Raw genomic sequence first — 14,582 nt, forward strand, 5'->3', positions numbered from 1 at the left:
TCGGCCCGGCTGGATACGATAGGTGGAGTGCCTGAACCCCCCATCACCTTCAAGGAACGCCATGGACGTGCGGCCCCACCATGCGCCCGCGCCGCTGCTGCGGACGGTGACCCTGCTGGTCACCGGCCTGGCCCTGGTCACCGGCTGCGGCGATCCGGGTACCGAGCAGCCCCCCGAGGAGCGGCCGCGCCCGGTCCAGACCCTGGTCCTGGAGGATCCCGACCGCCTCGCCGAACGGCGCTTCACCGGCCGCGTCGAGGCGCAGCACCGGGCCTGGGTGTCGTTCCGCGTAGGTGGCGAGCTGGATACCATCCACGCCGATGTGGGTGACCGCGTGGCCGCCGGCGAGCGCCTTGCCGAGCTGGACGACTCCGACCACGCCCGCGAGGTCGAGGAGCTGGAGGCACAGCTCGAGGCGGCCCGCGCCCGGCAGGCCTACGCGGCCACCGAGTACCTGCGCGCCGCACAGCTGGTCGAGGAGGAGGCCATCACCCAGTCCGAGTACGACCAGGCCGCCCGCCAGCGTGACGAGGCCCGCGCCGAAGCCGCCTCGCTGCAGGCCGGCCTGGCCCTCGCCCGCGACCGGCTCGCCTACACCCGGCTGAGGGCCCCGTTCGAAGCGGCGGTCGCCGAGCGCCGCTTTGACGCCTACGAGGCCGTGCCGCCCCAGGAGCCGGTCTACCTCCTTGAGGACCTCTCGCAGCTGGAGGTCGAGGTCGGCATCCCCGAGGAGTTCATGGTCTACCGGGAGCACCTGCAGCAGGTGCAGGTGCACGTCCCGGCCCTCAACGCGGTCTTCCCGGGGCGGATCCGCACCGTCGGGGTCGACGTGCTCCCCGAGCGCCAGACCTACCCGGTTCAGGTCACCCTGGCCGACCCCGACGACCGGGTGCTGCCCGGGATGACCGCCGAGGCGGTCTTCCGCGCTGACCTCGGCCCCGGCGAGGGGTTCCGCGTCCCACTGACCGCCGTCCACAAGCACGACGGCGAGCCCCACGTCTGGCTGCGCGGCGAGGACCACCGGGTCCGGCGCCAGGCCGTGGAGCTGCTCGCCCTGGATCGGGGCAGCGCTCTGGTCGGTGACGGCTTGGAGACCGGCGACGAGGTGGTGACCGCCGGCGTCCACCACCTGGCCGAGGGTCAGCCCACCCGGCGGATGGATGCGGAGGCGCCGTGAGCATCGGCGGCTGGAGCCTGGCGCATGCCCGGCTGATTGTCTTCGCCACGGTGCTGCTCGGGCTCTCCGGCATCTGGGCCTACGGCCAACTGGGGCAACTCGAGGACCCCGACTTCACCATCCACACCGCCCTGGTCCAGGCCGAATACCCCGGCGCGCGGGCGCAGCGGGTGGAGGCGGAGGTCACCGAGGTCCTCGAGCGTCACATCCAGCAGCTCGAGGAACTCGAAGAGATCGAGTCGATCAGCCGCGACGGCGAGGTGGTCATCTATGTCGACGTGGATGAGCGCTACTCCGGGGCACGGCTGCGCCAGATCTGGGACGAGCTGAACAAGAAGGTCCAGCGGGCTTCCCGCGAGCTGCCGGACGAGGTGCGCGGACCGGTGGTCGACGACGACTACGGCGACGTCTTCGGCCTGCTCTATGCGGTCACCGGCGAGGGCTACGGCCTGCGCGAGATCGACGACTATGCCGATGAGTTGCGCCGCGAGCTGTTGCGCGTCCCCGGCGTGGCCCGGGCAGAGCTCTTCGGCCGCCAGGGCGAGCGAATCTTCATCGAGATCAGCCGCGAGCGCCTGTCGGCTCTCAACCTACACCCCGGGCAGATCGCCGAGACCCTGCAACGGCAGAACGTGGTCGCGCCGGCGGGCGCGATCGATCTCGACGACGATCGGGTTGGGCTGTTCGTCTCGGGGGCCTTCGACAGCGTCGAGGATGTGCGGTCGCTGTCCATCCGTAACCCGGAGACCGACGAGCGCATCTACCTGCGCGACATCGCCGATGTCCGCCGCGGTTTCGCCGATCCTCCCGAGCGCGTGTTCCGCCATGACGGCGAACCGGGCGTAGCGCTGGGGGTCTCGCCGGCTCCAGGGACCAACGTGGTCGAGCTCGGCGAACGCATCGAACAGCGCCTGGCCGAGCTTGAGCACGACCGCCCGGTGGGCATGGCGCTGCACACCGTCAACGACCAGGCTGAGACGGTCCGCGAGGCGATCACCGAGTTCGTCACCAACCTGGCCACTGCCGTGGCCATCGTCCTGGCCGTCCTGCTGATCGCCTTGGGCTGGCGCACCGGAGTGATCGTCGGCGCCGGCGTACCACTGACCATCCTCGGCACCTTCCTGGTGATGTGGGTCACCGGCATCGACCTGCACCGCGTCTCGCTGGGGGCGCTGATCGTGGTCCTGGGCATGCTGGTCGACAACGCCATCGTGGTCGCCGAGCTGACCATGACCCGCATCCAGCGCGGCGTCGAGCGCGCCCGGGCGGCGCGACAGGCGGTCAGCGAGACCGCCGTACCGCTGCTGATCGGCACGGCCATCGCCGCACTGGCCTTCTCGCCGATCAGCTTCACGCCGACGGCAGTGGGCGAGTTCACCAGCTCGCTGTTCTGGGTGGTGGCCTTCGCCCTGGGCCTGAGCTGGATCCTGGCGGTGACCTTCACCACGCTGCTGGCTTACCGCTTCCTGCCCGCACCGGCCGAGGGCGAGGCAGGGGATCCCCACGACACCGTCTGGCACCGCACCTACCGGCGGGCTCTGGGTACGATGCTGCACTACCGCGCCAGCAGCCTGATCGTCGTCCTGCTGGTAGTGGGCATCGCGGTGGCCGCATTCACCCTGGTGCCGCGGATCTTCTTTCCCGCCGCCGACCGGGACCAGTTCCTCATCGACCACTGGCGCAGCGAGGGCACGCGCATCGAGGCGGTGGCCGCCGACACCGAGCGCATCGAGGCCTTCCTGCGCGAGCACGACGACGTCGCTCGGGTGACCACCTTCATCGGCGAGGGGGCTCCGCGCTTCTACCTGCCGATGATCCCGGAGCTGCCCAACCCGGCCTACGCCCAGCTGCTGGTAGGCACCGAACCGGGCAGCGACCTGGATGCGGTGATCGACGATGTGCGCGACTGGCTCGAGGGCCGCTTCGCCGACGCACAGCCGCGGGTGCGGCCGATGATGCTGGGCGATCCGGTGCGCTACCCGGTGGAGCTGCGCGTGGCCGGTCCGCGTGATCACGCGGAGCTGCGCCGGGTAGCCGAGGAGCTGCGCGACTGGCTGGCGGCCCAGCCGGAAACCGAAGGCACCCGGCACAACTGGCGCCAGAAGGCGGTGTCGCTGGATGTCGAGGTCGACCAGGAACGGGCCCGCGCCGCCGGGCTCTCCTCGGCCGAGGTAGCCGAGACCCTGGAGATGGCCTACGACGACGGCCCCATCGGTGTGCTCATCGACGGGGACCGCCACCTGCCGATCCACTGGTATTTGCCCGAGGCCGAACGCGGTGACCTGTCGCGGCTCGATACCCTGGAGATCTGGCCGCGGGACGCCGAGCAGCCGGTCCCGCTGCGCCAGGTGGCGAACCTGGAGCCGGCCTGGGAAGAGCGCAGCATCTGGCGCCAGGACCGGGTGCCGACGGTGACCGTCCAGACGGACCTGGCCGAGGGGGCCACCGCCGAAGGGCTAGTGGCCCGCCTCGACCCGGAACTCGCCGAGCTGGACCTGCCCCCTGGCCTGGAGCTCTCCTGGGGCGGCGAGGCCGAGGCCTCTTGGGAGGCACGGGCCGATGTGCTGGCCTTTGTTCCGCTGGTGCTGGCGGTCATGGCCCTGCTGCTGGTCGCGCAGTTCAACAGCCTACGCGATGCCGCCGTGGTGGCCCTGACCGTGCCGCTGGGGCTGATCGGGGTGGTCGCCGGTCTGCTCGCCTTCCGCCAGCCATTCGGCTTCATCGCCCTGCTCGGCGCCATGAGCCTGGCCGGCATGCTCATCCGCAACGCCATTGTCCTGGTCGAGCAGATACGCCTGCACCGCGATGATGGCATGGCCGTGCAGCCGGCTATCATGGAGGCCGGTGTCGGGCGCATGCGCCCGGTGCTGCTCACCGCAGCCACCACCATTCTGGGGATGATCCCACTGGCTCTCTCCGGGCCTTTCTGGGCGCCCATGGCCATCGCGGTGATGTCCGGCCTGGCCTTCGGCACGATCCTCATCCTCGGGGTCGTGCCCGTGCTCTACGCCCTCTTCCACCGCGCCGAGCATTAGCCGGCGCACCCGTTCCCGTCCCGAAAGCCACCCTCAGCCCGTCCATGCCCATTGCCCAGCTGCTGATCACCATCTACTGCACGGTCCTCGCCTTCTCGGCCATCCACGCCCCGCAGCCGCTGCTGCCGACGCTCCAGGCCGCTTTCTCGGTGAGCGAGCCGAAGGCCTCGCTGCTGCTCACCGCCACGCTGCTGCCGTTGGCCATTGCGCCCATCGCCTACGGCTTCGTGCTCCAGCGCGTATCGTCGCGACAGATGCTGGTGGTGGCCTCGGGGCTGCTGGCCGTGACCCAGCTGGCGGTGGCCATGGCGCCAAGCTTTGAGATCCTCCTCGGGCTGCGCCTGGTTCAGGGCCTGCTGATCCCGGCCATCCTCACCGCGCTGATGACCTACCTGGCCGCCAGCGCCGCCCCGGGGCGGACCACGCGGGTGATGGCCGGCTACGTGGCGGCCACGGTGCTGGGCGGCTTCCTGGGTCGGGCCATCGCCGGCGCGGTGACCACCGCCGCGAGCTGGGAGGCCGCCTTCCTGCTCTTCGGCGTAGCGCAGCTGCTGTGCACCGCCCTGCTGCTGCGTCTGGACGCCGATCCGCAGGCTGGCTTCGGCCGCCTGGACCGCCGCGCCGTCGGCCAGATCCTGCGTCAGCCCCGGGCGCTGCGGGTCTACGGCGCCATCTTCTGTGCCTTCTTCGTCTTCCTATCGCTGCTCACCTTCCTACCCTTCCGCCTGGTGGAGCTCGAGACCGGGCTCAGCGATCTGGGCATCGCGCTGATGTACACGGGCTACCTCATGGGGGTGGTCACGGCACTCAGCGCCCTGCGCGTGGCCGATCGCATCGGCGGCGTGGTCAACACCATGCTGCTGGGCATCGCCATCTTCGCCGCCTCGCTGGCGATGTTCCTCGGACCGTGGCTGGTGGTGATCTTCGCGGGGATGTTCGTCTTCTGCGCCGGGATGTTCCTGCTTCACGCCCTGGCACCGGGGTACCTCAACCAGGAGGTGGAGGGCGAGACCGGCGTAGTCAACGGCCTCTACATCGCCTTCTACTACGCCGGCGGCGCGGTGGGCTCGTGGCTGCCGGGCTACCTCTACCACGGCCTGGGCTGGGAGGCCTACGTGGCCTCCCTGGCCGCCATGCTCGGCCTGGCCGGGTACTGGATCTGGGGGCTGCGCGACCGCGGCGCGGGCCCCGCGCGAACGGGCTAGTCGGGCTGGCGCCGGATCAGCGTGCCCACGCCCTTGTCGGTGAACAGTTCGAGCAACACCGCGTGGGGGACGCGACCATCGATGATATGCGCGTTGCGCACGCCGCCGGCCACGGCGTCCAGGGCGCAGCGGATCTTGGGCAGCATGCCGCCGGCGATGGTGCCGTCGGCGATCAGGCCGTCGACCCGCTCGGGGCTCAACCCGGTGAGCAGATTGCCTGCGCCATCGAGCACGCCGGGGGTATTGGTCAGCAGCAGGAGCTTCTCGGCGTCGAGGACCTCGGCGATCCGGCCGGCGACCAGGTCCGCGTTGATGTTGTAGGACGTTCCGCGCTCATCGACGCCGATGGGCGCGACCACCGGGATGAACTCCCCGGAGTCGAGCATCTCCACCACCGCCGGGTCGATGTGATCGACCTCGCCGACGTGGCCGATATCGATGATCTCGGGGACCTGGTTCTCGGGCCCGGGCTGTTCCACCTCGAGCTTGCGGGCCCGGATCAGGCCACCGTCCTTGCCGGTCAGCCCCACGGCACGGCCACCCTGGGCGCTGATCAGATTGACGATCTCCTTGTTCACCAGGCCACCGAGGACCATCTCCACCACGTCCATGGTCTCGGCGTCGGTGACCCGCATGCCCTGGACGAACTCGGTCTCCTTGCCGATGCGATCGAGCAGGTTGCCGATCTGCGGGCCGCCACCGTGAACCACGACGACGCGGAAGCCGACCAGGCGCATGAGCACGATATCCCGTGCGAAGGCCACCTTCAGCGCCTCGTCCACCATGGCATTGCCGCCGAACTTGACGACGATGGTCTGCCCGCGGAAGCGGCGGATGTAGGGCAGGGCCTCGACCAGGACCTGGGCGGTGAGATCGGGATCGATGGGGTGTTCGGTCATATTGAATTCAGGGTGCGGATTGCTGGGTCAGGGTGCAGGGATGGCCAGGCCGGGGCGCACGCTGGCAAGCAGGGCCTCGAAGGCCTCGCGGATACGGGCCAGGCCGTCGGCGTCGTTGGCCTCGAAGCGCACCACCAGCACCGGCGTGGTGTTGGAGGCGCGGATCAGCCCCCAGCCATCGGGCCACTCCACGCGGATACCGTCGATGGTGTGGATGGTGGCCTCGGTGAAGCGCTGCCGCCCCTCCGCCACCAGCGCATCCATGAGCTCGGCCTGCTCGCCCTCCTGGATGTGGACCTTGAGCTCGGGCGTGGACACCCCCTCAGGCAGCTCGGCGAAGACCTCGGCACTGGGTCGGCCATCGGCGGCGACGATCTCCACCAGCCGGGCACCGGTGTAGAGCCCGTCGTCAAAGCCGTACCAGCGCTCGGCGAAAAAGGTGTGGCCGCTCATCTCGCCGGCCAGGGGCGCACCGCTCTCGCGCAGGGTGGCCTTGATCAGCGAGTGCCCGGTGCGCGACATCTGCGGCCGCCCGCCGGCCGCCTCGATGACGTGCTTGAGGTGCATGCTGCATTTAACGTCGAAGACCACTGGCTCACCGGGGCGACGGCTGAGCACGTCGCGGGCGTAGAGCATCAGCTGGCGGTCGGGCCAGATGATGTTCCCCGCCGAGTCGACGACGCCGAGGCGATCCCCGTCGCCGTCGAAGGCCAGCCCGAGATCGGCACCGCTGTCACGGACGCGGGCGATGAGCGTCTCCAGGTTGTGCGGCTCCGCCGGGTCCGGGTGGTGGTTGGGGAAATCGCCGTCGACCTCGCAGAAGAGCGCCTCGACCTGGCAGCCGAGGGCCTCGAAGAGGCGCGGCGCCACCGCCCCGGCCACCCCGTTGCCGGCATCCAGGACCAGGCGCAGCGGCCGCGCCGGGCGGATGTCGCCCGCGATGCGCGCCAGGTAGCGTTCCACCAGGTCCGTGCGTGTCTCCACGCAACCCTCGCCCTCGGCCAGGCAACCGTCCTGTATGCGCCGGTAGAGCGCCGTGATGGCCTCACCGGAGAGGGTGTCGCCGGCGACCATGATCTTCAGGCCGTTGTATTCCGGCGGGTTGTGGCTGCCGGTGATCATCACCCCGGAGCCGGTCTCCAGCTCGTGGGTGGCGAAGTACATGACCGGGGTGGGGGCCTGGCCGATGTCGATGACGTCGCAGCCGGCGTCGTTCATGCCGGCCGCCACCGCCGCGGCCAGCTCGGCGCTGGAGTGGCGGCCATCGCGGCCGACCACCAGGCGGCGGACACCGCGTTCGCGCGCCTCGCTGCCCACTGCCCGCCCCACCCAGCGGACGATGTCGGCATCCAGGGTCTCGCCCACCACGCCGCGGACGTCGTAGGCACGAAAGATCGATGCGGGTACCTGCGCTGCGCTCACGGGCGCCTCCTTGTCATCGTCATCCTGCGGGGATGCCCCCGCGTCATAGCGTACCGCTGTGGCCGAAGCCACCCTCACCTCGCTCGGTGGTGGCGGAAAAGCCCGAGACGTAATCCAGCGTAACCTGCACCACCGGCTGGAAGAGCAGCTGCGCGATGCGCTCCCCCGGCGTGATCGTATACGGCTCGGTCCCGTCGTGGGCAAGGATCACCCCGATCTCCCCATGGTAGTCGGAATCGATGACCCCGATACCCTGGGCCACACGCAGACCGTGCTTGAGCGATAGCCCCGAGCGCGAGGCCACGACGCCGACCAGGCCCGGGTCGTGGATGTTCACGGCCAGCCCGGTGCCGATCAGCTGCCGCCCGCGCGGCTCGAGCACCAACGGCTCGGACAGGCAGGCGCGCAGATCGATGGCCGCCGAACCGTCGGTGGCGTAATCGGGCAGCGGGATCTCGCTGCCGAGGCGTGCGTCGACGATGCGTGCTTCGATCTTACGGTGCATGGGTGCTCCTCGCTGCCTCCGCGAACCCGGCGCGCTCGGCCACGATCTGCAGCAGCTCCCGGGCAAGGGCCGTCTTGGGCTGCTCGGCCAGGGCGACGCCGCCGTCGGGCCAGAGGACTTCCAGGGCGTTGTGGTCGGTATCGAACCCCTGCCCCGGACCGACGCGGTTGGCGGCGATCAGGTCGAGGTCCTTGTTGTTGAGCTTACGCCGGGCGTATTCAGCAACGCGCTCGGTCTCCGCGGCAAACCCCACCACGAAGGGGCGCGGCCTGCGCGCCGCCACGGCGCGCAGGGTATCCGGCGTCGGCTCCAGGGCCAGGGTCAGCGCGTCACCGCCTTTCTTGATCTTCTCGGGCGCCTCGTGCTCGGGCCGGTAGTCGCTCACCGCAGCGGCGGCGATGAAGCAGTCCGCCTCGTCGATCCGGCCGAGCACAGCGTCGTACATCTGCCCGGCGCGTTCGACATCGATACGCTCCACGCCCGGCGGCGTGGCCAGGGCGGCGGGCCCGGCAACCAGGATCACCCGGGCTCCAGCCTCGCGGGCGGCCGCCGCCAGCGCGAAGCCCATCCGCCCGGAGCTGCGGTTGGTCAGGTAGCGCACCGGATCCAGGGGCTCGCGGGTCGGGCCGGCGGTGATCAACACGGTGCGCCCGGCCCACGCGCCCCCCGGGGCACCGCCGGCATCGAGCAACGCCGCGGCGATGCGCGCCGGATCGGACATGCGCCCCTCGCCGAACTCACCGCAGGCCTGCTCGCCGTACTCGGGGCCGATGCACGCCACGCCCCGGCGATGCAGCACCGCCAGGTTCTCGCGGGTCGGCACCGCCTCCCACATGACGTTGTTCATGGCCGGGGCCACGGTGATCGGCGCACGGGTGGCCAGGCACAGCGCCGCCGGCAGGTCGTCTGCCCGCCCCTGAGCCAGTCGCGCCAGGAAATCGGCGGTGGCCGGCGCGACGACGATGCGATCGGGCCAGCGCGCCAGCTCGATGTGGCCCATGGCCGCCTCGGCCTCCGCGTCGAGCAGATCCGTGTGGACGCGCTGACCGGAAAGGGCCTGAAAGGTCAGCGGCGTGATGAAGCGCTGCGCGGCGGCGGTCATCGCCACACGCACTTCGGCGCCGCCGCGGCGCAGTTCGCGGACCAACTCGGCGGCCTTGTAAGCGGCGATCCCGCCGCTCACCACGAGCAGGATGCGGATGGTTCGGCTCGGCAAAGACATACGCGTATTGTCGCAGATCCGTGCAGCCAGCGCGCTACTGCGCTACACCGCTAGCGGGCGGGGTTGAATCCCGACCCGCATTCTATAGTGTCATCCCAGTGGGGACAGGGGATTAACCCGAGGAGGCACCATGAGTCGAGAGCACGCGCACGCTGAGCAGACCCAACAAGACGACCATTCACCGGAGGTCGGCACCGCGCCCGCACAAGGGCAGGAGGCCGAAGGCAGCGCCCTGGGGCGAATGTTCGGGGCGACGGACGAGAACGCCTTCGACAGCTACGAGGAACTGGATGCCCACATCAAGCGCACGGAGTCCGCGGCGATGGTGCGCCTGATCGGCGCACCGGCGGCGGCCATGGTGGTCCTGCTGGGCCTGCATCTGGTCGGCGCCCACCAGCTGGCCATCGCCCTGGCCTTCCCGGTGCTTTTCATCGTGGCGATCTTCATGATGACGGCCAACATCAACCGCTACCAGGCGCGGCGCCTCAAGCGCGTACGCGACAACTGGGCAGCGGAATAGCCGCGGGGGCGTCGCCGCGCCGCGGCGGCGCCCGCCGACAATTCGTTCACACGACGCCGCCAGGGAGGGCAGTGTCATGTCGATCCGTTCGTGGCCGCGGGACGAGCGGCCCCGCGAGCGGCTCATCCAGCGCGGACCCCAGGCGCTTTCGGATGCGGAGCTGCTCGCCATTTTCCTGCGCACCGGGCGCCGCGGCCAGTCCGCGGTGGAGCTGGCCCGCGAGCTGCTCGCTGCGTTCAGCGGCCTGCGCGGCCTGCTCGAGGCCGATCGCGAGACCTTCGCCGCCCGGCCCGGACTGGGCGACGCCAAGTACGCGCAGATGCAGGCGGCCTTGGAGATCGCCCGGCGCCACTTGGGCCAAGCGTTACAGCGTGGCCCCACCCTCAGCAGCCCGGCGCAGACGCGCACCTACCTCACCGCACTGCTGCGCGACCACCCCAGCGAGGTCTTCGGCGGGCTGTTCCTGGACAACCGCCACCGGGTGATCGGCTACGAGGAACTCTTCCGCGGGACCATCGACGGCGCCAGCGTCTATCCGCGCGAGCTGGTGCGACGCGCCCTGGCCCATAACGCGGCAGCGGTGATCGTCGCCCACAACCACCCCTCGGGCGTCGCCGAGCCGAGCGCGGCGGACGAAGCCCTGACGCACCGCCTGCGCGAGGCCCTGGGACTGGTGGACGTCCGTCTACTGGATCACTTCGTGGTAGGGGACGGCGAGCCGGTCTCCCTCGCCGAGCGGGGTGTGCTTTAGCGGATGGACGAGGTGCCGCGGGGCGGGAGGCTCCGGAGCTCGACGGCTCAGGCGCTGACCGCCCCGCGCAGCTTGCCGATGGCGTTCTTTTCGAGCTGACGGATGCGCTCGGCGGACACGCCGTAGTGGTCGGCCAGTTCCTGCAGGGTCTGGCGCTCCTCCTCCAGCCAGCGGGCACGCAGGATGTGCCGGCTGCGCTCGTCGAGCTGCGCCAGCGCCTGATGCAGGGTGTCGTCCTGGTGGGTCCCCCAGTCGCTGCTCTCGACCACCTCGGCCGGGTCGAAGCGGCGGTCCTCCAGGTAGGCCACCGGGGCACGCACCTGCTCCTCCTCGTCCTCGGAGACCAGCGGGTCGAAGCCGAGGTCCTGCCCCGAGAGGCGCGACTCCATCTCGAGGACCGTCTCCGGCTGCACGCCGAGATCACGGGCCACCGCATTGACTTCGTCGCGGTTCATCCAGCCCAGCCGCTTCTTGGCACCGCGCAGGTTGAAGAACAGCTTGCGCTGCGCCTTGGTGGTGGCCACCTTGACGATGCGCCAGTTGCGCAGGATGAACTCGTGGATCTCGGCCCGGATCCAGTGGACCGCGAAGGAGACCAGGCGGACACCGACGTCCGGATCGAAGCGCTTGACGGCCTTCATCAGGCCAATGTTGCCCTCCTGGATCAGGTCGCCGAGGGCCAATCCGTAGCCCCGGTAACCCCGGGCCACGTGGACGACGAAGCGAAGGTGCGAGAGCACCAGCTGCCGCGCTGCTTCGAGATCCCCTTCGTACTGGCAGCGCCGCGCCAGCTCGTACTCCTCGTCGGCATCAAGCACCGGGATCTGGCTCACCGCCTGGATGTACGCGTCTTCGCTGCTCGTCGGCAGCGGCAGATTCGCGTTACCCGCCGTAACCAGTGCCGTGCTCATACGCGCCTTCTCCTCCAACCTGACCGAGTCTCCTCTTTTGTTTTGCCGGGTTTCGCTGCCCGCACCATTCTTGGGGCAACTGGGGTCGGGACCGGAGGATTTCAAGGGACGGCCCCGCGACCGGATGCCGCATATTATAAAGCATTCAGCGGGCCATGACGATTCACCGCGGTTCGATGGCGCTCAGGTGGCGGGCCACGGCGGTCCACGCCCCCAGTACGCCGAGGACGGCGCCGCCGAGCAGCAGGAGCAGGCCGTTGGCCAGCCCCAGCCCACTGAGGGTGAACTCGGTGCCGTAGGCGGCCGCCAGCCGGCTGGCCGGCCCGGCCAGGGCCCAACGACCGAGTTCGGTGAGCACCCAGGCCAGCACCCCGCCGAGCACTCCGTAGCCGAGGCCCTCGTAGAGGAACGGCCGGCGCACGAAACCGTCCCCCCCGCCGATGAGCTTGATGATCTCGATCTCGTGGCGCCGGCTCTCGATGGTGAGGCGGATGGTGTTGCCGATGACCAGGATCACCGCCAGCGCCAGCAGCACCCCGACCGACCAGAGCGCCCGCTCGGCCAGGGTCATCATGGCGTGCAGACGCTCCACCCACTCCTGGTCGAGGCGCATGCGCACCACGGCCGGGTCGTCGGCCAGCGACTCGGCCAGCTCGGCCACCGCCCCGGGATCGAGGCCGCGGTCAGCGGTCACCACGAGCACCGGCGGTAGCGGGTTCTCGTCAAGCAACTCCAGCGCGGCATCGAAGTCGGTGCCGGCCCGAAACTCCTCCAGCGCCGCATCCGGTGTCACCGGCTCCACGCCGGTCACGCCCGAGCGTTCGGCCGCCGCCTCGGCCTGCTCACGCAGAGTCTCCGGCCCGGCATCGCGGGCCAGGAAAAGCGAGATCTGCGGCGCCCCGTCTTCCCAGCCGCCGGCCACGCGCTCGGCATTTTCCAGACTGAGCATGAAGGCCGCCGGCAGCGCCAGGGCGATCCCCACCACGGCGCTGGTCAGCAGGCTGTGCAGGGGCGCCCCCTGGGTCCGCTGCAGCGCCGCCGTCAACGCCTGAGCATGGCGAAACAGATAGAGCAAGGGGCCCGCCAGCAGCTGTGCGCCGGCACCGGCGTCACTGCGCCGGCTGGCACGCACCGCCTTGCGCTGCGCGCGTGCCTCGGCCCGGCTCTGGCGACGCCGGGGCGTCGCCCCGCGCTCTGGACGACGCGCCATCAGGCTGCCTCGCGGGCCGGCCGGTCACCGACCAGCTCGCCCTGGCGCAGGGTCAGGGTGCGGCGGCCGAGGCGCTCGACCAGCTCCAGGTCGTGGCTGGCGATCAGCACCGTGGTGCCGATGCTCACGAACGAGGTAAACAACCGCATGATCTCCTCGGAGAGTCCCGGGTCCAGATTGCCGGTGGGCTCGTCGGCCAGCAGCACCGGGGGCCGGTTGACCACCGCGCGGGCGATGCCCACCCGCTGCTGTTCGCCACCGGAGAGGGCTTCAGGAGCGCTCGACTCCTTGTGCAGGAGGCCGACCTTATCCAGGGCCGCCCGGACCCGGCGCGCCGCCTCGCGGCGGGGCACGCCCGCGATCTCCAGGGGCAGGGCGACGTTGCCGAAGACGCTGCGGTCGGCCAACAGACGGTGATCCTGAAAGGTGACCCCGACCCGCTGGCGCAGCAGCGGGATCCTGCGCCGGGGCAGCTGGCCCACATCGACGCCGGCGACCACCACCCGTCCTCCGCTGGGCTGCTCCAGGCGGGGGATCAGGCGCAGCAAGGTGCTCTTGCCAGCGCCGGAGTGACCGGTGATGAAGACCAGCTCCCCCTGCCCGATCTCCAGGCTGACGCCGCGCAAGCCGTCCTGGCCAGCGCGCGGGTAGCGCTTGCTGACCCGGTCGAAGTGGATCATTCCGCGGTCAGCGCCTCCGCAAAATCGGCCGCGCGGAAGGTGCGCAGGTCCTCAACCCTCTCGCCGACGCCGATATAGCGCACCGGCACCTGCAGCCGCTCGGCCAGCGCCAGCAGCACGCCACCGCGGGCGGTACCGTCCAGCTTGGTCACGGCCAGGCCGGTGACATCCACCGCCCGGCCGAACTGCTCGGCCTGGGCCAGGGCGTTCTGGCCATTCCCGCCGTCGAGGACCAACAGGGTCTCGTGGGGCGCCTCATTGTCCTGACGGCCGAGCACGCGGCGGATCTTGCGCAGCTCCTCCATCAGGTTGTCCTGGGTGTGCAGGCGACCGGCGGTGTCGGCGATGAGCACATCCACACCCCGGGCCCGCGCCGCCTGGTGGGCGTCGTAGACCACGGAGGCCGGATCCGAGCCGGTGGGCTGGGCGATGACCGGGCAGCCAACCCGCTCGCCCCACTGCTGGAGCTGATCCACCGCAGCAGCCCGGAAGGTATCCCCGGCGGCGACCATCACCGACTGCCCCTCGCTCTGGAAGCGGGCCGCCAGCTTGCCGATGGTGGTGGTCTTGCCGGCGCCGTTGACCCCGACCGTGAGGATGACGTAAGGGCGCTTGGCCGGATCGACCTGCAGCGGCTGCTCCACCGGCTGAAGCACCTTGACGATCTCGCCGCGCAGGGCCTCGAGCACCGTCTCGCCGGAGCCACCCGCGGAGCCGCCGAGGCGCTCGACCAGCCCATCGAGCACCTTCTGCGTCGCCTCCATGCCCACATCGGCCTGGAGCAGCCGCATCTCGAGTTCCTCGAGCAGCTCGTCGTCGAGTTCACGGCGGCCGACGAACAGCGTCGCAAGCCCTTCGGTGAGCCCGCTGCGGGTGCGCCGCAGCCCGTTGCGCAGCCGCCCCATCAGTCCGGGGCGCTTCTCGGTCTTCTCGCTTTCGCTCATGGCCTTCGGCACGATTGTGGTCTCAGGGATGCCGCGGGGTTCGATGGGCAACGGCCGCCCGCGACTTGTGCTGTCGGGTATCCTACCATTGGATCGGAACC

General features: G+C 70.4%; 13 protein-coding genes. 5 read left to right on the forward strand and 8 right to left on the reverse strand.

Annotated features, from left to right (window positions below; all coding sequences use genetic code 11):
- Window positions 1-61 precede the first annotated feature (61 nt).
- The 3 genes from LRG10_RS06745 to LRG10_RS06755 are packed head-to-tail and all read left to right on the forward strand — an operon-like array spanning window position 62 to window position 5,417.
- Window positions 62-1,177, forward strand: a complete 1,116-nt coding sequence (locus LRG10_RS06745; RefSeq protein ID WP_238635008.1) for an efflux RND transporter periplasmic adaptor subunit — start codon at window positions 62-64, stop codon at window positions 1,175-1,177.
- Window positions 1,174-4,212 carry an efflux RND transporter permease subunit gene (locus LRG10_RS06750; RefSeq protein WP_238635009.1) on the forward strand — a complete coding sequence of 1,013 codons (3,039 nt, stop codon included), beginning with the start codon at window positions 1,174-1,176 and terminating at the stop codon, window positions 4,210-4,212. The genes LRG10_RS06745 and LRG10_RS06750 overlap by 4 nt, the downstream gene beginning before the upstream one ends.
- A 44-nt stretch (window positions 4,213-4,256) precedes the next feature.
- Entirely contained in the window at window positions 4,257-5,417 is a 1,161-nt protein-coding gene (locus LRG10_RS06755; RefSeq protein ID WP_201173232.1) for an MFS transporter, read from the forward strand.
- Here LRG10_RS06755 and argB read toward each other — a convergent pair.
- Genes argB through coaBC form a run of 4 tightly spaced genes read right to left on the reverse strand, consistent with a single transcriptional unit; the run spans window position 5,414 to window position 9,465 of the window.
- Window positions 5,414-6,316, reverse strand: coding sequence for an acetylglutamate kinase (gene argB / locus LRG10_RS06760; RefSeq protein ID WP_201173234.1), 903 nt, complete (start codon window positions 6,314-6,316; stop codon window positions 5,414-5,416). The two genes, LRG10_RS06755 and argB, sit on opposite strands and share 4 nt — an antisense overlap.
- A gap of 27 nt (window positions 6,317-6,343) precedes the next feature.
- Window positions 6,344-7,738 carry a phosphomannomutase/phosphoglucomutase gene (locus LRG10_RS06765; RefSeq protein WP_201241820.1) on the reverse strand — a complete coding sequence of 465 codons (1,395 nt, stop codon included), beginning with the start codon at window positions 7,736-7,738 and terminating at the stop codon, window positions 6,344-6,346.
- A gap of 43 nt (window positions 7,739-7,781) precedes the next feature.
- Window positions 7,782-8,243 carry a dUTP diphosphatase gene (dut, locus tag LRG10_RS06770; protein ID WP_201173237.1) on the reverse strand — a complete coding sequence of 154 codons (462 nt, stop codon included), beginning with the start codon at window positions 8,241-8,243 and terminating at the stop codon, window positions 7,782-7,784.
- Entirely contained in the window at window positions 8,233-9,465 is a 1,233-nt protein-coding gene (gene coaBC, locus LRG10_RS06775; protein WP_201173239.1) for a bifunctional phosphopantothenoylcysteine decarboxylase/phosphopantothenate--cysteine ligase CoaBC, read from the reverse strand. The genes dut and coaBC overlap by 11 nt, the downstream gene beginning before the upstream one ends.
- Window positions 9,466-9,595: 130 nt before the next feature.
- Between coaBC and LRG10_RS06780 the strand changes: the two genes are divergently transcribed.
- On the forward strand, window positions 9,596-9,985 hold the full coding sequence (locus LRG10_RS06780) for a hypothetical protein (protein ID WP_238635010.1): 390 nt from the start codon (window positions 9,596-9,598) through the stop codon (window positions 9,983-9,985).
- A 76-nt stretch (window positions 9,986-10,061) separates the two neighbouring features.
- Window positions 10,062-10,736, forward strand: coding sequence for a DNA repair protein RadC (radC, locus tag LRG10_RS06785; RefSeq protein WP_201173243.1), 675 nt, complete (start codon window positions 10,062-10,064; stop codon window positions 10,734-10,736).
- A gap of 47 nt (window positions 10,737-10,783) precedes the next feature.
- Here radC and rpoH read toward each other — a convergent pair whose 3' ends face one another.
- The 4 genes from rpoH to ftsY form a co-directional block, all read right to left on the reverse strand.
- Complete coding sequence (gene rpoH / locus LRG10_RS06790; protein ID WP_201173245.1) at window positions 10,784-11,647, reverse strand: RNA polymerase sigma factor RpoH; 864 nt, start codon at window positions 11,645-11,647, stop codon at window positions 10,784-10,786.
- Between the two features lie 163 nt (window positions 11,648-11,810).
- On the reverse strand, window positions 11,811-12,857 hold the full coding sequence (gene ftsX, locus LRG10_RS06795) for a permease-like cell division protein FtsX (protein WP_201241823.1): 1,047 nt from the start codon (window positions 12,855-12,857) through the stop codon (window positions 11,811-11,813).
- Window positions 12,857-13,537, reverse strand: coding sequence for a cell division ATP-binding protein FtsE (gene ftsE / locus LRG10_RS06800; RefSeq protein ID WP_201173249.1), 681 nt, complete (start codon window positions 13,535-13,537; stop codon window positions 12,857-12,859). Before ftsE ends, ftsX begins: the two co-directional genes overlap by 1 nt.
- Window positions 13,534-14,481, reverse strand: coding sequence for a signal recognition particle-docking protein FtsY (ftsY, locus tag LRG10_RS06805; RefSeq protein ID WP_201173251.1), 948 nt, complete (start codon window positions 14,479-14,481; stop codon window positions 13,534-13,536). The genes ftsE and ftsY overlap by 4 nt, the downstream gene beginning before the upstream one ends.
- Window positions 14,482-14,582: the final 101 nt, after the last annotated feature.

This window comes from Halorhodospira sp. 9628, from assembly GCF_022228075.1.
GTDB classification, from domain to species: domain Bacteria; phylum Pseudomonadota; class Gammaproteobacteria; order Nitrococcales; family Halorhodospiraceae; genus Halorhodospira; species Halorhodospira halophila_A.

Coding starts and splice junctions, on each gene's coding strand:
- LRG10_RS06755 (WP_201173232.1), top strand. CDS start 4,257: ATGCCCATTGCCCAGCTGCTGATCACCATCTACTGCACGGTCCTCGCC.
- ftsX (WP_201241823.1), bottom strand. CDS start 12,857: ATGGCGCGTCGTCCAGAGCGCGGGGCGACGCCCCGGCGTCGCCAGAGC.
- ftsE (WP_201173249.1), bottom strand. CDS start 13,537: ATGATCCACTTCGACCGGGTCAGCAAGCGCTACCCGCGCGCTGGCCAG.
- ftsY (WP_201173251.1), bottom strand. CDS start 14,481: ATGAGCGAAAGCGAGAAGACCGAGAAGCGCCCCGGACTGATGGGGCGG.
- radC (WP_201173243.1), top strand. CDS start 10,062: ATGTCGATCCGTTCGTGGCCGCGGGACGAGCGGCCCCGCGAGCGGCTC.
- rpoH (WP_201173245.1), bottom strand. CDS start 11,647: ATGAGCACGGCACTGGTTACGGCGGGTAACGCGAATCTGCCGCTGCCG.
- dut (WP_201173237.1), bottom strand. CDS start 8,243: ATGCACCGTAAGATCGAAGCACGCATCGTCGACGCACGCCTCGGCAGC.
- argB (WP_201173234.1), bottom strand. CDS start 6,316: ATGACCGAACACCCCATCGATCCCGATCTCACCGCCCAGGTCCTGGTC.
- LRG10_RS06780 (WP_238635010.1), top strand. CDS start 9,596: ATGAGTCGAGAGCACGCGCACGCTGAGCAGACCCAACAAGACGACCAT.
- LRG10_RS06745 (WP_238635008.1), top strand. CDS start 62: ATGGACGTGCGGCCCCACCATGCGCCCGCGCCGCTGCTGCGGACGGTG.
- coaBC (WP_201173239.1), bottom strand. CDS start 9,465: ATGTCTTTGCCGAGCCGAACCATCCGCATCCTGCTCGTGGTGAGCGGC.